This window comes from Candidatus Dormiibacterota bacterium, assembly GCA_035532835.1.
GTDB lineage: Bacteria > Vulcanimicrobiota > Vulcanimicrobiia > Vulcanimicrobiales > Vulcanimicrobiaceae > DAHUXY01.
On the sequence record DATKQG010000023.1, the window covers coordinates 41158 to 59370 of the forward strand.

Consider the following 18213-nt stretch of genomic DNA (forward strand, 5'->3'; position numbering starts at 1 on the left):
CGTCCGGCTCGTTGGTCGCGATACGGCCTCTTGGCCTGCGAGGTCGTGCAGGCGCGCCTCGGCCTCACGCAGAGCACGCTCTGATTCCTGCAGAAGCCTTTCCATCCGCAAGCGTTCGCTCACGTCCAGAACGATCAGGGCCCGGGCACGGTGCCCGGCATACGTTACTTCCGTAGCGATTGTCTCTACGAAAAGCGCCTCGCCATGGGCAGTGTGATGTTGCACCGGTCCATCCACTGCACCGCGACCTTTCGAGAGCGCAACGCCCCGACGCTTCCGTTTTCGTTCCGCCGGCGGCCTCACGTCGTGCAGCGACATGGACGAGAACTCCTCAGGCGTGTAGCCGTATCGTTCTACCGCAGCGTCGTTCACATCAAGAATCGCGAGCGTTTTAGCGTCGTAGACAAAAACCGGGAGTGGAAGCGAGCACAGTCCCGCGCTAAAGCTATCCTGTGGTGCCTTCATCCAGGGAGACCGCAGGGACGCGAGGCGAGCGGGATTAGCATGTGCGGGCTACGGTCGGCATAGTGATGCATCTTCTTTCGTACAGGCGAGAATTGAGGCGGAGCGTAAAACGTCGATCGCTTGCGCGCTATCTATCGCGGTAGCGAAGGGTCCCAGCCCGCGTCGCGGACCCATGGAATCGTACGCCAGTCGGCATACGTACCATTGCGGATCAACGTGCCGAGCGCCTCGAGCATTTCTTCCTCCGGTGCAGATTTGGAGATGATCCCGGTAATGCCGGTCGTTTGCCCAACCGCTCTGCACCAGGCGGCATGCCATCGAAGCGGCCTTTCCGTCGACGTGTAGAGGCAGATCGCCGCCAGCGGCAGCGACATGCGAATCATCTGAAGTATTTGCATGGGTTCGCCGTAGATGAAATCGATGTCGAAAAATATGAACTGCGGCTGCACTTCTACCAGCGAGCGTAGATCCGGTTCGGGAATCGCGTGCTTGACCTCTAAGCCGCCGCGCTCCAGTATATCCCACAGCGCCGGGACAAAGATGCGCTGTGGTTCGATTAATAATGCTCGCACCCGGCGCCTATTTAGCTCTCTGGGCGCCGGCGCTTTGCGGGGCAACATCATTCAACGCCACCCTCAAAGATGCGCGAACTTTGTCGGCATGCCGCCGCAGATCCCAGTCGATGGTGGGCGTTCCGTTGAGGACGGCACCGTAGAATGACGCCACCCCGACGGCCTTCGTCTCCCCGACCATACGTCGAGCGACCGTGAGATCGGAAACCCCGTCCCGGAGAACCAGCAGCGTCTGATCCGCGTGGCGTAGGATGAGATCCGTCTGGATGCCGCACGAAAGCGCGGGGGCGTCGACGATCACATAGGTATATCGTTTGCGAAGGACTTCCATCGTTGAGGCAACCCCGCTTCCGCTCAAATGTTGTAGCATGGTCCCCGACATCTGCCCCGGCGCCATCACATCGAGCAGGGAGCTTCTGGTGGATTCGACGTATTCGAGGGTTACCGACGGGTCGCGAAGGGTGTCGAAAAAACCTCGCTTCCCGTGCGCATATCGCTGTGCGGCATGCTCGTAAGCAATGTGCCCCGCATCGATGACGATCGTTCGAGCGCCGAGTTCGGCAAACGCGAGCCCGAGGTTGAGGGCGACGGTGGATTTGCCCTCCGATCTTCCCGAGCTCGTAATGGCGATGATTCCGGGACGATCGTGTGCGAAATGGAGGGTCGAAGCGAGCCGTAAGAACGACGACGCCGCTATCTGCCGCATCGCGTTCGTATCGCCGCTCACGACATCGGGGATATCCGCGACGAGCGGCAGGCCGACCACGCGCTCCACCTCAGTCGGGTCCTTGACCCGGCGATCGATCGCATCGGAGACGAATGCGACGGTAAGGCTCGCGATAATCGCGACGATCAGCCCCAAGAGCGCGCCCAATGCCGTATCGGGGCGCACGACGTAGAGCGAGGCACTCGCCGGCTGCGTAACCATCACATCGCTCAGGGAGGTTGAGGCCGCGATCTTCGCCTCGTCGTAACGCTGCGTAAGCGCGTTGAGAACGGCCACGGATGACGTTGCCGCACGGCTCAGTTCGGCGTATTGCATCGTTTCGAGCGGCAAGGCGCGCACCTGCGGCGTGAGTGCTTGCTGCTGATGCCGCAAATCCGTCAGGCTCGCGCGGGCCGACTGCACGAGAATCAGCTGTTGCGCGATCTCTTGCTGCAATTGTTGGTAGACGGGATTCGGAACGTATGTCGTGCCGGCAAGTTCCTGGCCCTGTTGCGAGGCGATTTGTTGCTTGAGCGCTTGCGCTTGCCCCTTGAGCGCTATGACGGCCGGATGTTTTGAGGTGAGGCGCTGCAAGTCATCACGAACCTGCTCCTGCACTTGTGCCAGTTGCGTCTGCAAGGCCTGCGTTCCAGGGAATTGCGTGAACTGGCGTGCGCCGGGCACCGTGGCCGGAACGGATGCCAGCTGACTTTGCGCGGCCGCCAACTGCGCTTCGGCCTGCCGCCCGGCAAGCTTCGTCTCGCTCATTTTCGTGTCGACGGCCGCGACTTGCGTCAGAAGACCCTGCGTCTGCGTGTTGACGTCGGCCAAGGTGTGCGCGGCCTCAAACGCCGCCAAACGCCCTGCGGACGTGCGGACGCTGGCGCGCTCCTTTACCAGTTCTTTCGTCAAAAATGCCATCGCAGATTTTGCCTGAGCACCCACCAACTGGCGCTCCCGGTCCATAACGGCTTGTGCGAAAGCGTTCGCGATGTCGGCCGAGCCCCCAGGGTCGCTCCAGCTCACCGAGAGATCCAGCAGCGACGTGTTCGTTTCCGGGGTTACGCTGATGTGCGAAAGCAAACCCGCCGCAGATATGGGGAGATTGAGCGAATCGACGACCTGCTGCGCGACCGGGATCTGCTGAAAGAGCGCGGCATAGGTCTGCGTATTTTGGCTCACGGCCGCAGTCAACAAGGCATTGAGTATCGGCAGGTCGCTCGAGGTGTCCGACGATGAGTGCATCGCGGGCCCGGCGGGATTGCCGGTAATGACTTTTACCGTCGTTACATAGGACCTCGGCGTAAATATCGTGACGAGGAGCGTAATCGCTACGATCGCTCCAAACGTTGCAGTCATGGCGCGACGGCGCCGGTGCAAGATGCGCCCGAGATCGCCGGCCTCATATCGACGCGTCGTCGTGCGAGGCTCGTAGTTGAAATTCGAAACTTCGACCATCTCCTCAGTACCCCAGCAGAATGCGGCGCAGAATGAGTAAGGATCCCCACAGTACGCCGCCGGCTTTTTTCTCCTGTGGGACGTACACGATATCGCCTTGCTGAAGCGGCACGTCAAATTTTTCGTTATTGCCTTGCAACGCTTGATAAAGATTGATTTCGTACGTATGTTTGACGTCGTTCGGCAGCACGCGTGTTAGATAGACATGGCTCAAGTCGGCCTGCGCCTTGGCGCCGGCGCCCGCCAATGCGATCGCGGCGGTTATCGGATCGCCATAATGCAAAGCCAACTCGCCGGGCCGGTCGACCGCTCCCAAAACGGTGACCCGAATATCGATCGGGGATGGGACGTAGATCACGTCGCCGTTCGTAACCGGGAGGTCGCTCTGCATATCGCCCCGCCGCAGAACGTCTTGCAAGGATACATAGCGCACGGAGCCGGTCGGGTTACCCAGCCGAGCATCGGGCAAAGGGCCGTCAACCGGCCCGAGTCCTCCGGCGGCGGCAATTGCATCGGTAAAGCGCGAGCCGGCACGCAATGCGTACTTCCCCGGGGTCTTGACGTTGCCGAGCACCAGGACGGAATCGGTGCCCACTTTGACGACATCGATCGTTACTTGCGGATTGCGGACGTACTCGCTCAACATATATGCCAATCGCTGCTGCGCTTCGTCGATCGGAAGACCGCGTAGCGCGACTCGGCCGATAAGGGGCAAGCCCAGCGTGCCATCGTCGAGCACCTTGCCCGTCGTAGCGAACGTCGGATCTTCGGCGACGCTGACCGCGAGCGTGTCGCCCGCGTGAATGTGATAGACGGCCGCAGTCGCAGTTGCAACGGCAGCATGCGCGCTACGGATAGCGGAGAAAACGAGGAGGCCTGCAAGCAGAACGGCCTTGGCGCGTACACTCATATCCTTATCCTACACTCGCATACGCCCGTGAAGTAGGTCTGCTATGCCCCATCGCGCACAGTATAATTGAGGCTCGGACCGGGGCCTCTTTCACCTCGGCCGATGCTCGACGACTTACGGCCAACATGGCGGCGGCGTCGACGGTATGTTGTTGATGATCGTCGTCGTGTTCGTCGTATTGTGACCTGCTATGAAGAGCGCAAGGCCGGCGACGAGCCACGGCAAGATGCTTTGGCGTTGAACCCGCACGATGGTCTGCGGCGGCGGCGGCGGCACCGGCGGCAAGGGTTGCGGAGTCACGACGACGGGGGGCGGCGTCGGTACCGCGTCCCGGTGGGGCGGCGGCGTTGGTACGGCGTCCCGGTGGGGCGGTGGCAGTCGCCGATGATTGATCGAGAGATTTCCGCACGCAGCCGGGATAAAAACTTCGGAGAGGGTTCGCCCGTCGCGAATGTCGATTTCCCAACCGTGGGTGTTGGCCGGGATGATGACGTTATTCAGCACGTGCGCCTGGCCGTCGGCCGACCACGTGGTGCGCTCGAGATGACGGGGTATGACTACATAACGCAGATTACCCGCGTCGATATCGTGCATCAACGTATCGGTTTGCACGTTCGTGAGGCCGATAAGCGCTGCCGCCTGCAAGAAGACCGAGCTATCCGAACGCATCTTCTCGCGCAGCTCCGCGGTTGACCGAAGCTGGCCCAATACCGGTGCGCGGCCGAGAACTTCGAGTACGATCGGTGCGCTTTCCGCTCGCGCTGCAACTGGAAGGCAGAGCGTGGATAGTGCCCCGATCAAGACGCACGCAAAGAAACGAATCATGAATCCCCCAGACATCGTTACGGTTAAGGTTAGACGCTAGGGAACGAGTCCGCGACCCGAGTTTGGGGAATGGGCAGAGCGCCGTTGGGCCCAGGCTCATTGCGAATCCCTACTATTTGTAGGATGTCTCGCAACACCGATTGCATACCATCCAGCGGCAAATGGTGGATGGTGCACCAAGCAAGCCCCCCTCGTTAGTGCCCCAAGTCAACATTCCGAGGGGAGCCTTCTGTAAACTTTCGATTAAGGTGGTAGCAACGCGTACGCCGCCGTCCGAAGAAGCATTAGGTAAGCACTACGCCGATTGGCTCTTTTGAGGCATCGTTGCTTGTCTGTCCAACGGATGGGGCGGACTTATGCGCTTATGGATACATCCGAACTCGAACGGCGCACGATCACCATAGTGTACGATCGCCATAGTGATAGGAAGGGAGAGCATTCGTGAGACAGCGTCTTGCCGATGATATCCCCGTGCGGCTTTCCGGGCGGGGAGAGCTACCCAGCGAAATCGATCTCAGCAGCCTGAGCAGACGGCGGGCCGCACCTCTTTATATCCTCAATCAGAATGGCGATGTGATCCTCACGAGCGTCAACGTCCCGACGCCCGTGCTGCCGCCTGAGATCGATGAAATCGTGCGCGAACTGCGGATCCGCGATGCAAAATCAGAGCACATCTTTCTTTCGCCGACCGGCTTCCACATCGTTCACATGACGCCGATGTCCGGCCCCGCGGGGGAGCCCTGTGCAGCCGTTTCCGTCACGTCGTTCCGGCGAGGGCGACGGCCGAGCGTAGATCTGGGTAAGTTCGGCCTGACGAAGCGCGAGCAAGAGGTCGTCGAACTTTTGGTGCGAGGGACGGCCACGTCCGAAATCGCCGCCTCGCTTGGGATTGCAGGATCGACCGTTATTCAGCATATCAAGTCGGCGATGTCGAAGACCGGCACGCATGGCCGCGTCGAACTCGTCCTCGCGGTCAGCGGCGGCATCGAAGTCATGCGCAGTGACTCGGGACGTCCCCGGTTGCTGACAGAAGCCACGCGGTAAAGTCCGAGGCGGTCGCCGGCAGGCCCTTTGCATAGCCCTGGATGATGCGCACGCCCATCGATCGCAGCCTCGCGTACTCGTCCGCACGCTCTATCCCGGTCCCGATCACATCGAAGCCGAACGATTGAGCGAGATGTGTCGTGGCCGCCACGATCGAGCGAGCTTTCTCGTCCGCTCTAATTTCGTGCGTCAATGCAGCGGATAACTTCAACGACCCGATAGGTAATTGGCGCAATTCCGCGATGCTCACGCCTCCCGAGAATTTATCGAGCGAAACCCCGATCTTCGCGTTCGCACAGCTCCTCGCGAACGTCAATACTTGCTCCCGCTCCCGCGCGAAATGCTGTTCCGCGATTTCGACGTTGAACCAAGACGGGTCGATCTTCCCGGCCTTTAGCGCTTCGAGCAACGATAGCGACGCCTGCGGGCCAAAATCGCTCACGTTCACGCTTATGCGAAGGGGAGCCCCGGCCAGCGCCCACTCCGCAGCGTGTGCGATCGCTTTCGCAATCACCCACTTCTCGATAGGCGTAGGAAGAACGCCGACGACATCGATGATCTGCTGTGCATTAAGCAACCCGCGTCGCGGGTGTTGCCAGCGGAGCAGAGCCTCTGCCGCGACGATTTCATCGGTCGCGACATCGTACATCGGTTGAAACGCCAGAAAGAGTTCGCCGAAGATTGAGGGCTCGTTGAGCCGCATCAAAAATTCCTCGCGGGTACGCAATTCGTCGTCGATCTCCAGACTGTACCAGCACACTCCGGACTTCCCTAAGCTCTTGGCCCGGTACATCGCCGCGTCGACGTGTTCGAAGAGTTCCTTCGCCGTCTCGCCGTCGGCCGGAGCCATCACCACGCCGATGCTCGCGCTCAGCCCGAAGCTCATCCCGCTGATGATAATCGGCTGCGCGAAGACTTGGAGCATCCGACTTGCGGCATCCGCAAGTTCCTGGCTGGACGTGATGGTAGGATAGACGGCCGCAAACTCGTCCCCGCCGAAGCGGCCTACGATCTCGCCGTGCCGCACCGCCTGCTTCATGCGCCTCGCGATTTCCATTAAGACCGCGTCGCCAATCATATGCCCGCGCGTGTCGTTGACCTGCTTGAAGTTATCGACATCGATAAAGACCAGGCCGACGTTCGAGTCGTACCGGCGCGCCAGAGCGAGTGCATCGCTAAGCCGCTCCTCCAGCGCCCGACGATTCGGAATCAGCGTCAGCGGATCGTGGTACGCGTAGTCGAGCCCGCCTGCGGCGGTCTCGCCGGTTGCGGCCGGCTTCGACGGCTGGGGCGGCGACGATTCTGCGGCTTTCTCGCGGGCGGGAGTCTCGCCCCTGAGCGCCAGTGCGTTCCGTTGCATTTCGAGCAAACGCATATCGGCATTCGGTTCGATATCGACCGATGTCGCGCGCAACACCGGTTCGCCCTGTGCCTCGGCGCTCGGCTCGACTCCGGTCTCAACACCGGTCGTGTCTTGCGGTGCCGGCTCCGGCGCGGCCTCGGCCCCCTTCGGCTGCTCTATTTCGCCCACCGCGTCGTCTACGAAAAACGTCTGAATCTCGTCGGGTAACGGATCGATCCGGCGCCGTCTACGACCGCGAAAGAAAGAAAAGAAGCCGCCGGCATAGTTTGGTGCGTCTTGTTCCATATTCTCTACACCAGCCCGTTCTTTATGGCATACACGGCCGCTTGCGAACGTGCATTGATATTTAATTTTGAAAATATCCGTCCCATGTGATTTTTCACCGTTTTCTCCGAAACGTTGAGCCGAACGCTAATTTCTTTATTCGAGAGTCCTTCGGCCACCAAACGGACGATGTCCAACTCCCGCTTTGAAAGTTCGCCGATGTCGGGACGGCCGCGTCCGCACGATCGCATCCGAAGCAGCGACCCCGCCGCGCGCGGATCGATATAGGTTGTTCCGGCGACGACCATTTTCACGGCGTTGAGCAGCTCGTTCGGCATGATGTCTTTTACGATGAAGCCTTCCGCCGACGCAACGATGCATCGATTGACCAACTCGGGTTCGATGCGCATCGAAAGCACGCAAATCTTTGCGTCAGGTGCGGCCTCGCGGCATCGCATCACGATGCTCGTTACATCGCCGGCAAGGCCGTCGAGATCGAGGATGACGACGTCGGGTTTTGCCAGCGCGATTTTTTCTACCGTTAGCGCGTTGGAGTCACCCACAACCTGAAAATTCGGGTCGAAGGAAAAGATCTGACAGAGCGCCTTTCCGAACAGCGCCTGCCCCTCGACGACATAAAGTCGAACTATTCCTTGGTTCAAAAGCACTTCGAACGCAATCTCCATCTAAAGCTGGAAAGGACGGCTGCTTTGGAAGCGGCGTTCATCGATGATATTTCGCAACGAACGCATCCCACAGAAGTGAGATTATACGAAACGGGATCAAAGAACATTCCCTATTTGGGGCAGATTGTTACGAGTTTGTACCAAATACTAATTCGCAGCGGTCCGTTAGGCCCAATCGAAAATCGACAAACGGCGACGCGCTATCCTATTTGGGTTAGGTTGCATGGGAATGCGGCAACCATGTTCGTTCTCAACTCGAAGAGATCGCCTGGCACTGGGCATCGCCGAAAGGCCTAATGGTTTCCGACATTAGTAAGTGGCGAAACCGCGCGAGCCAATGATACGCTACCGGAACGGACGGCCGGACTCGATATAGTCCGTTGAGCAGGCAAGATTGCGAGCCGATGACTGAAATTACCGTTTTACACGCCTTGGACTATCCAGCGGAGAAGCCCGGCAGCTTCATCGCGGGCATCGAAGCGCTGGCCTTGAGGCTCCGCGACCGCCACGTGCGCTCGGTCGTCGCACTTCCACTCCGCGCATTTTCGATGCAGTGGCCGCAGCGGCTGGCCGACCGCGGCATCGTTACGATCGCCACCAGTTCTTATTCGCAAGTTATTCACAGCATACGATTATACAAGCCCGCCGTCATACACGCCCATTTCAGCGGCTATATCGTCCCCGCAACGCTGGCGGCACTAGCTCGTGAGGCGAAAGTTTTCTGGCACATCCATTCGAAGTTGGAGTCCCCGGGCTCGGCGCTCAAGCGCGCCGCGCGCACGATGAAGTTCGCCGGGCTGGCGCGAAGAACCGATCGAGTGTTTGCGGTCTCCGCGACACTCTGCCCATCACTGGTGGATGCGGGCATCGCACCGGGTAAAATCAGCGTCGTAGCTAACGGCGTTGACTTTGAGTATTTCCGCGAGCCGGACGAGGGGGAGCGCCGGTGCGCTCGACACTTCTTTGGGATCGAAGAGCACGAGCGCACGATTCTTTTTTTTGGGCGCGACGGGCACGTCAAAGGCGCCGACTTTTTGGCTGCCGCCCTGCGCGAACGCCCCGAACCCGTAACGGTGCTCTGTGTCGCGTCCCCGGCTGCGGTAACCGGGCTGTTGCCACCACACGTGCGCGTGATCGATGCCGGCACGCTCCAGGACGTACGCCCGGCAATGTGGGCGGCAGATGTGCTTGCGATGCCGAGCCGAACCGAGGGCCTCCCATTGGCGCTCTTAGAGGCTCGCGGCAGTGGATTGCCCGCCGTCGTTTCGCGAATAGATGCATTCGATCGCTTCTCTTCACAAGATCGTGCGACCGTTCGAGCCGAGGCTCGGGACCCGCGTGCGTTCGCCGACGCACTCTTTGCTCAGTTCGGGAGGCCGCGCGTCGCCCTTCCGCTGCCCGTACGCCACGCACATTCCCTCGCAACGTGGGCCGATCGGATCATTGAAGCGTATGGATTCACCTAGCACGTTGCGCGTGATGCATGTCGTCTCGCGGCTCGGATACTATGGCGCCGAGAATTTCGTGCGCGAACTCGTCCTAGCGCAAGGAGCGGCCGATATACGCGCGGCGGTGCTGACGATGTATGATAGCCCGCTGCCATCGCCACCGGAGTTACTCGAGCTTCCGGTGCGCAGGAGCGGGACGGGACATCTGACGTTCCTGCCGCGCTTGATCGGGACAATTCGGGCTTTTCGCCCGGACCTCGTCCATACGCACGTCCACAACGGAAAGTACTGGGGCCGCGCCGCCGCTGTTGCGGCCGGGGTTCGTGCGATCGTTCATACGGAGCATAATAGCGACTTTCACTGCGGGCCCGTCGCTCGTTTCGGGAACCGGATCCTTCATCCGCTTACAAACCGTATTGCAGTCTTCACGCAAAGCCAAGCCATGGCGTTGCTGCAGGCGGAGCCCCTGCGACCCGACCAGCTCGCCATCATCCCGAACGGCATCTGTCCCGAGCCGCCGGCGAGCGCATCCGATCGCGCGCGCGTTCGCAGCGGGCTCGACCTAGCGCCGGACGATGTGGTGGTCTTTCACGTCGGCCGCCTAATGGCGGTGAAGAACCAGCAACTGGCACTACGCGCATTTTCGATCCTCACGACATCGCTTCCACGGGCACGGCTCGTCTTTCTCGGCGACGGTAGCGATCGACCCGCGCTCGAACGCGAGCGCGACGCCCTCGGCTTGGGCGCGAGCGTAACGTTTCTCGGCTTCCGGCCCAACGTGCGCGAACTGCTGGCCGCAGCCGACGCGCTGCTCGTCACGTCAACCAACGAAGCGATGCCGATTGCGGCGCTCGAAGCGCTCTTCGCGGGGGTGCCCGTCGTCAGCACGCCGTGGAGCGGTGTTGACGAGGTCTTGCTCGGGTCCGGCGCGATCGCCGCGGGGTGGTCGCCGATCGACGTCGAGCGCGCGCTCTTCGGCATATTAAGCGATCCCATCCGCCGCGGCCAAGTCATAGAACGCGGATTGCAACTGGCGAACGAGCGCTACGGAATCGGCGCCACGGCGATGGCCTATCGACGCCTCTACGACAACGTACTCGCGTCGGTTACCGAGCGAAGCGCGCGCAAAGCTCACGCATGATCCCGCGCCGCTCGAACCTTTCCCGAACGTAGGCCTGGCCACGCCGGCCCATGGCGTCTCGCCGGCCGGGATCCGCGGCGAGTTGCTGCAACACCGTCGCTAATTCCCGCCCATCACCCGGGCGAACGACCACGGCCCCTCCGCTGGCCCTTGCCAATGAAGCGGCTTCGCCCTCGGCGCAGACCACGACCGGAAGCGCGAGAGCGAACGCATCGAACATTTTCGAAGGTATCGTATCGATCAGCCCGGCACGCAGCGGCACGATCGCCACGCTGGCCTCGGCCAGTTCGCGCATCGCATCTGCGCGCGGCAGCGAGCCCGTCATACACACGTTTTCCAGCCGCCCTTCCTGGATGCGCCTACGCACGCGCGCGGCATCGGCACCGTCGCCCACGATCGTAAATTCGATCGGTTCGTTCCGTAACAAGCCGGCCGCGTCCAGCACGACATCGATGCCGGTCGCGATCCCGAGATTGCCGGCAAATACCGCGCGAAACCGCTCTCGGCGCGAGCGGTCGAAATCGGAAAAAGAAGCATCGTCAAAGCCGTTCGGGGCCAAGACGAGGCGAGAGCGCTCGACCCCGCGGACGACGATTTGCTCGAGCGCGGTCTGCGTCACCGCAACCACGAGGCGCGAGGCCCGGTACAAGGCGCCGGCGAGCCCCCCCACGGCGCGCTCCACGAGCGAGCCTTCGCGCCATTCGCCCATAGCAACGGCAACATCGGGGAAGACGTCACGTACGTCGGTTACGAGCATGCATCGATGGCGCAGCCGGCCGATCAGTGCCGGCAACGCCAACGTGATCGGCGGGACAGTCACCACAATACTGTCAAATCGCTCGCGCGTCAGCAGCAAATAGATCGACGACGCGATGGCGCTCGCCACCCAACTCACCAATCGTCCGCCATGCGCGCGGGCCGGATCTAACGTCAGGAGACGGACGATCCGCAGGCCACCCCGATATTCGACCCGATGCAGCACGTGACGATCGCTCGCATCGAGCTTTCCTGCGGGAAAGCTCTTGAAACCGGTTATCACCGTTACGTCGTGGCCGCACTCCAGCAAAGCCGCGCAGAGCGCCGAGACGCGATGGCTCGCCGCGCACGGCTCCGGAGCACAAAAATGAGAGAGTACGGCGACCTTCATCGGCGTAAGATCTCGCCGCTGGTGGCACCGATCGTATTTGACGAACGCGGTTGCCACCGCACCGAACCACCGGTATAAACGCTGCGGTCCTCCAATGTCAGCGCGCGCGCAAACGCGCGTAAGGAGCGCGGTATCGCATGCGGCACGAGATCGGGATTCACGACAGCCGCACACGCGCCGATGGAAACGCCACGATCGTAGCAGCGCGCGAACGTTCGGACGTACACCCCGCCGGTTTCGCCTTGCGCGATCGTGGCGCGCGCCGACCGACCCGGTTCCGTCGGCACGATATCGTATTCGGGATATACCGCGTAGCCGTCCGCCGCGCGCGTTACCGGAGCGGCGACGGACCACCGCGCATCATACGTCAGCCACCACGAGGCGAGCGCATAGACGCGCTGATCCGGGTTGAAGGGGCCGCTCATCATGCATACGACGTACTTGCGAAGACGTTCGTCGGCGAGCAACGCGCGCTCCATTCGGCCCCAATAGCCGTGCCGAACGTTCATCAGCCCGATAGCCCGGTTGCTGAAACACCCTTCGAAGTTCACCCCGAGTACGTTGGGCAGCCTCAAAACCGCGCCGCCGTACGCCGGCCCCCAGTCCGGCCCGGAGCCGTTGAGGATAACCGGAAGAGACGATGCCGCGATGATCGCGCGTTCTCCTAAAAACCATGCGTTACGGGTCGAGATTTCGGCCGCTTGCCCCCCAAACGAGGGAAAGTCGCCGTCGAGTTCGCTGCCGGTTTCGTCGAAAAATGCGGCGTTAACGCCGGCCTCCGAAAGCGTCTGCGTGTCGCGGCGTACGGCACCCGCCACCTCGGGCGATAGAGGATTGAGAATATCTTGATACTCGCCCGTATAGGCGTCCGGGCGGTGCAAGCGCACGCCGCCGGCAGTATGGAGCCACGCGCTCTCCGTCAGCGCGGGATCGTTGCCGATCGGCCCGGCGCAACGCCCCGCCGGCGGCGCGAACGGGGGTTCGCAGTACGGGACGAAAGTGGGGTCGGCGTACGAGAGCGCGTACCTTCCGCCGGCCGCTCTGAAAGCGCGCACGCGGCCCGCGTGCCCCCCCGCGGTTTCAATAAACGTCGCATACTGCGCCATGAAGCGCGCCGGGAGCGCCGTATTCGTGTTCGCCGCGGTGTAGTACAGATAGGTGCGAACGTGGGTCGGTATCGGGTCGGCGCGTACAGCCATCGGAAGAGCGATCGCGACCAGCAGCGCGCTCACGGCGACCGCCGGCCCAGGCGCACGCAGCAATGTGGGGACGTCGCGCTCCCCCCGCTGCGCGGCAATGGCGGCGGAGCGCGCTTGCGCGATGAGGGCAAACGCTAGCCAAAGGGTCTTCGTGGCGAAGAGATCGATGAACATTGCGGCAATAAAGAGCCCGGCGAGGGCCGCGCAGAGCGCGGTTGAAAGATCGGTTAGCGAAGAGATCGCGCGCAGGTCGCGAGCTTGCCTCCATTGCGACATCCAGACCGTCAACACCAAGACGATAGCACAGATTCCCCCTTCTACTCCATAGTGTACGAAGAGATTGTGCGACGCGCGGGTCCATCCAGCGTCGTAATGCTGGAATACCTGCAAGTAGACGCGATTGTAAGCGTCCGCAAAGCTTCCAAAGCCCCAGCCGAAAACGGGATGTCGCTCGAAGGCTTTGAGGCCGACGTGCCAGATTGCCGAGCGTCCCGCTCCGCCGGTCGATATCGCATCGGAGAAGCGCTCGCGCACCGTCGGGTTCAGCAAGCCGAAAAGCGCCAGGCCGGCGAGGACGGGAACGGCGCGAGCGCCCCATCGGGAGCGCCAACCGAATACGGCGACCATCGTCCCGATGGCCAGAAACGACTCGCGCGAAGCCGTGAGTGATATTGCATAGAGCATCACGATCAGGCCAGCGCTCACGGCAAGCTTGTAAGCCCCCCAGCGCGCGTTCAACCACGCCCACATCGCAAGCGCGACCGGCAGAATCAACGAGTCCGCAAAAAGATTGACGTCCATACGGTGCCCACCGAAAGAAAACCATAATCTCCCGGTGACGTCGGCAGAGAGCAACGCACCGCGCTCGCCGTGGAATGTGTAGATGCCGTACAGTCCGGCGAGGACGCCTCCGAAAATGATGGCCGCCACGATAACCCGCAGATCGCTCCCTCGGATCGGGACGAGCGATGCGATCGTGTAGAGCGCGCCCAATTCGAACAGCGTTCGCCAATCGACATTCCCGGTCGTCGGGTCGATGCTCCAGACCAGCGTTATCGCTCCGTACAGGAGCATCGCCGCAATCCAGCCGATCGTGGCGCCGGGAGCGATAATCCGTCGCGTGCGAACGATAGTGAACAGAAAGCAGGCGCCGCTGGCCAGGCCCAGCAGACGCGTGACGGTTCCCGAGCTGCCGATTCCCAAAAGGTTATCGAACGGGACCAGCAGCGCGAACAGCGCATACGGGAAGAGGACGGGGCGCGCAAGCGCCAGCCACACCAGGGCCGGCCCAAGGAACACGATCGCCGATTCGATCCATTTCCCGTGCATCGCAAAACGCCACGCGAAACACGAGCACGCGACCCCGGCAAGAATCAGGATGACGATTCGGACGCGTTCAGCCGGCACCAAAGCGCTCCGGAAGCGATAGAGCCGTTTCGAGGAGCACGCGTGCGCGCGAGGCGATATGGGAGATGTACGCTTCCCAACGCTCGGCGATACGTGAAAAACGGGCGTCGCCGGTCATCTCGGCAAGCACGCGGAGTTGCGCGATATGAAATGCATGATACTTGAGGGTGGCGAGGTGATCTCTGCCGCCGGCCGACCGCTGCAGGCTATACCGGCTCCACCAGCGCGTGTCGAAAGCCCCGATCCAACGCAGGATCGTCTGCAGAACCGCGTCGATGAGTTCTCGGCGTCGCGACTGCGGATCGAACTGCTCCAACTCCCAAATGCCCCACAACGCGAAGATGCAGCCATTCAAAATATGCGGCGCCGGTAGAACCGCACACTCCTCGAGAAAGACATCTTGGCCGTCTTTGAAGACGACGCCGCCACGCTCGATCGCGCTATCGAACGGCCGAGCGGCCGCGCGAGCCGCCGCATCGAATCCCGCGCCGGGCGCGAGCCCATGAGCCCGCAAGAGCACCGAGATTGCTTCACCCTGCGCCATGGCCGAAAGCCACCCTGAAGGGGCTCTATACTTCGGCCATGGGAACGGAAAGGGATAGCATCCGCCGACGAGGCCGATGCGACGCTGGTTGTGCTGCAACCATCGCGCTTGCGCGAGAAAGGACTCGCGTGCGACGCGGTCTCCACGCTCGAACCAGCGTCCGTAGCAATGCAGTGCAAACTGCGCGATGCGGATGGGGTGATAGGTCGGCACCACGCCGTTCGTCAGCAAAACGCCCTCGTCGTCACGCGGCTTGCCGTCCCAGTCTTCTCCGTAGGTCCCGCTATCGGCGAACCATTCGACGTAGTATGCGCCGCGATATGGGACCGATGATGGAGCTCTCCAGTAACGCCGGTGCGACCAGTCCAGGGGAAAGCCCAGCGCCAGCTGACGGAGGCGATTTGGCGGAAGCGCGTCCACCAACCGGACGGCCTGCCGTCCTTTGCGCATGGGACCGGATGCGAGCACGTTAGCCGGCCGCACGTGCGGCATCGTCGGATTCGGCGCGCTTCATGCGACCGCAGCCCGAGCGGCAGCGGCGGGCGGCTTCTCGCCCAACACGTACACATCGAACCCGGCGCGACGCCACCGATCGGCGTCGAGCATCCTTCGAGCGTCGACAATTGCGCGACCGCGCATGAGCGCCATTACCTCGGCCGGTTCGAGTGATGCGAACTGCGAGTGATCCGTCGCGATCACCAGCACGTCGGCTTCACGAAGAGCCTCTTGCACGGTTGCTGCAAGAGGAACCCCACAGGAACGAACCAGAGGATCGTACAGGGTGGTCTCAATTCCACGCTCGCGAAGCAGCGCGAAGATGTCGAGCGCCGGGCTCTCGCGGGCATCGTCGACATCTCGCTTGTACGCGGCGCCGAATATGGCCACTCGCTTCCCAAACGCATTGCCCGGAAGAAATTCACAGACGCGATGGGCGATACGATACGGCATGCGATGGTTGACGCGCCGAGCGGTTTGAATCAGTTCGGTCACGAACGGATTTGCATTGGAGAGAAAATGCGGGTCGACCGGGATGCAATGCCCGCCCACCCCGGGGCCGGGAGCCAGAATATTGACGCGCGGATGCCTGTTCGCCAGGGCGATCGTCTCCCATACGTCGACGCCCAGTTCTTCCGCGAGCAGCGCCAATTCGTTCGCGAAGGCGATGTTGACGTCGCGATAGGTATTTTCCACGACCTTCGAAAGCTCCGCGGTAACGCAGTCGGTTTCGGTAATCTCCCCTTTGCAGAACGTTTCGTACAACTTTCGCACCGCGCGCGCATCCTCGGGCCGGCGTCCGCCGACGATGCGGGCGTTATAGCGGAGCTCGTGAACGATCGCTCCGGGTAACACACGCTCCGGACAGTGCGCGAGGCACATCTCATCGATCGACTTCCCGGCCGATGCAAAGGCGGCTTCAAAGAGACGTTCGGTGGTTCTTGGCGGCACCGTCGACTCGAGGACGATCATGCTGCCGCGCGGAGCGACGGCCGCAATTCTCGCGGCTGCGTCTTCGACGCATCGCAGATCGGGCCTATTCCCAACCGTCGGCGTGGGCACGCAGACGATGTATGCATCGGCCCGCGGAACCACGTCGGACACGAGCAGATAGCCGGTCTCTATGGCGGCTTGGGTGAGCGCGCGTACTTCGGGTTCTCCGATCGAGACGCGTCCCGCGCGCAACTCTTCCAGCAGCGCTCCATTGACGTCGTAGCCGTACACGACATGCCCGGCTTGAGCCAGCATTGCCGCCGTAGGAAGCCCTATATAGCCCAGACCTAGGACCGAGATGTTCACGCGATTGTCCTTTCAACGTCGGAGGATGGAGAAGCCAGGAGACCGGCCAGGACGCTCATCTGCCGATACGCGTCGTGGCTCGATGCAACGCGGGCAAAGCCTCGCGCGGCACGCTTTTTCGCGCTCGCAAAGTCGCGCTGGAGATGTACGATGGCCTCGGCGAGTTCCGCAGGGTTTCCCGGCGCGACGAGCCGGCCCGTGGTAGCATCGATGAGCTCTCCGACGCTCCCGGAGTTCGTTGCGATGACGGGAACGGCGCGTGCCATCGCCTCTACGAGCGCCGCAGGCACGCCTTCCATCAGGCCTCCCGGATGCTCGTGGCTGGCGAGTACGACCGCATGGAAAGCTCCCTTTTCAAGGGCTGCGTGCAACGCTCGTTGTTCGACGTGCCCGGCAAAGACAACCGAGTCGCCTAGACCCAACGACCGCGCGAGCCGCTCGAGTCGCGGGCGCTCGGGGCCATCGCCCGCAAGAGTACAGCGCACCGATATCCCCTTGCGCGCGCACAGAGCAAGCGATTCCAGGAGCGTTTCGTGCCCCTTAATCGGTACCAGCGCCGCCGGGCAGAGCAGTTGTAATCGTTCGATGGGGCCGAAGTTGCGCGAGACGAACGGGGGAATCGGTATGCCGATCGGCACGCACACGATCGGGGCGCCGGCTTGACGAAAGCCGTTGAGGTCTCTACGGCCACGCTGCGATATCGTTCGGATAAATGCGGCGCCGGCAAACTTCAGGTCCAATGCATTGCGTTCGTAGATGTCCCAGCGATGGGCCGTCGCGCTCCACGGAATGTTCGCAATGCGCGATGCTACGTACGCAGCCGTAGCCGGGGTCGAGAGCCAATAACCATGGACGTGTTCCACCCCGTCCGCTCGCAGTCGCCGCCCAAGATCGATTGCCCGCGCGAGGATGCCTAGGTTCTTGAGCTTCGTGAGCGCCGGCGACTGCGAACGCAAGAGGTCCGCAAGAATTGCGCGGACGCGGGCGGCGTGTCGCAGCGCGAACAGAATCGCCCCGCAATACAACTTGACGCCGCGCGAAAGCGAGCCCAGTTCTACGCCGGCTGGAAGCATCCGAGTGTTTTTTCCCGAAGCGCAGAGCGGATATACCGCCACCTGGCCGACGATCGTCGCCAACGCCATCAATTCGTGCTCGAGATAGGTTTCGTTTCGACCGTACGGATAGTGTACGGAGACGACGGCGAGCTTCATGTTTAAAGTCTACGCGATGCGGGACGGAC

Annotated in this window: 14 protein-coding genes; 3 read left to right on the forward strand and 11 right to left on the reverse strand. The window is 61.9% G+C overall.

The features are described 5' to 3' along the window. Positions 1-596: 596 nt before the first annotated feature. From VMW12_02990 to VMW12_03005, 4 genes are all read right to left on the reverse strand, one after another. Positions 597-1037 (reverse strand): hypothetical protein, encoded by a 441-nt coding sequence (locus VMW12_02990; GenBank protein ID HUZ48692.1) that lies wholly within the window; start codon positions 1035-1037, stop codon positions 597-599. A gap of 7 nt (positions 1038-1044) precedes the next feature. Next, positions 1045-3201 (reverse strand): hypothetical protein, encoded by a 2157-nt coding sequence (locus VMW12_02995; protein ID HUZ48693.1) that lies wholly within the window; start codon positions 3199-3201, stop codon positions 1045-1047. 4 nt (positions 3202-3205) lie between these two features. After that, positions 3206-4111, reverse strand: coding sequence for a polysaccharide biosynthesis/export family protein (locus tag VMW12_03000; protein HUZ48694.1), 906 nt, complete (start codon positions 4109-4111; stop codon positions 3206-3208). 114 nt (positions 4112-4225) lie between these two features. After that, a complete protein-coding gene (locus VMW12_03005) occupies positions 4226-4936 on the reverse strand; it encodes a hypothetical protein (GenBank protein HUZ48695.1) in 711 nt (236 codons plus the stop codon). A 441-nt stretch (positions 4937-5377) separates the two neighbouring features. Here VMW12_03005 and VMW12_03010 point away from each other — a divergent pair, with 441 nt between their 5' ends. Then, positions 5378-5980, forward strand: a complete 603-nt coding sequence (locus VMW12_03010) for a helix-turn-helix transcriptional regulator (GenBank protein ID HUZ48696.1) — start codon at positions 5378-5380, stop codon at positions 5978-5980. Here the strand turns inward: VMW12_03010 and VMW12_03015 are convergent. Continuing rightward, positions 5928-7628, reverse strand: a complete 1701-nt coding sequence (locus VMW12_03015) for a diguanylate cyclase (GenBank protein ID HUZ48697.1) — start codon at positions 7626-7628, stop codon at positions 5928-5930. The genes VMW12_03010 and VMW12_03015 overlap by 53 nt on opposite strands. A gap of 5 nt (positions 7629-7633) precedes the next feature. Continuing rightward, positions 7634-8293: a response regulator transcription factor gene (locus VMW12_03020; GenBank protein HUZ48698.1), complete on the reverse strand. Its 660-nt coding sequence runs from the start codon at positions 8291-8293 to the stop codon at positions 7634-7636. Between the two features lie 404 nt (positions 8294-8697). Here VMW12_03020 and VMW12_03025 point away from each other — a divergent pair, with 404 nt between their 5' ends. Then, positions 8698-9759: a glycosyltransferase family 4 protein gene (locus tag VMW12_03025; GenBank protein ID HUZ48699.1), complete on the forward strand. Its 1062-nt coding sequence runs from the start codon at positions 8698-8700 to the stop codon at positions 9757-9759. After that, on the forward strand, positions 9746-10882 hold the full coding sequence (locus VMW12_03030; GenBank protein HUZ48700.1) for a glycosyltransferase: 1137 nt from the start codon (positions 9746-9748) through the stop codon (positions 10880-10882). Before VMW12_03025 ends, VMW12_03030 begins: the two co-directional genes overlap by 14 nt. On the opposite strand, the gene VMW12_03035 is transcribed toward VMW12_03030, so the two are convergent. The 5 genes from VMW12_03035 to VMW12_03055 are packed head-to-tail and all read right to left on the reverse strand — an operon-like array spanning position 10848 to position 18184. After that, positions 10848-12029, reverse strand: a complete 1182-nt coding sequence (locus VMW12_03035; protein HUZ48701.1) for a glycosyltransferase family 4 protein — start codon at positions 12027-12029, stop codon at positions 10848-10850. The two genes, VMW12_03030 and VMW12_03035, sit on opposite strands and share 35 nt — an antisense overlap. Beyond that, complete coding sequence (locus tag VMW12_03040) at positions 12026-14635, reverse strand: O-antigen ligase family protein (protein HUZ48702.1); 2610 nt, start codon at positions 14633-14635, stop codon at positions 12026-12028. The genes VMW12_03035 and VMW12_03040 overlap by 4 nt, the downstream gene beginning before the upstream one ends. Next, positions 14625-15671 (reverse strand): D-glucuronyl C5-epimerase family protein, encoded by a 1047-nt coding sequence (locus VMW12_03045; GenBank protein ID HUZ48703.1) that lies wholly within the window; start codon positions 15669-15671, stop codon positions 14625-14627. Before VMW12_03045 ends, VMW12_03040 begins: the two co-directional genes overlap by 11 nt. An 18-nt stretch (positions 15672-15689) precedes the next feature. Further along, positions 15690-16973 (reverse strand): nucleotide sugar dehydrogenase, encoded by a 1284-nt coding sequence (locus VMW12_03050; GenBank protein HUZ48704.1) that lies wholly within the window; start codon positions 16971-16973, stop codon positions 15690-15692. Next, positions 16970-18184, reverse strand: a complete 1215-nt coding sequence (locus VMW12_03055; GenBank protein ID HUZ48705.1) for a glycosyltransferase — start codon at positions 18182-18184, stop codon at positions 16970-16972. Before VMW12_03055 ends, VMW12_03050 begins: the two co-directional genes overlap by 4 nt. Positions 18185-18213: the final 29 nt, after the last annotated feature.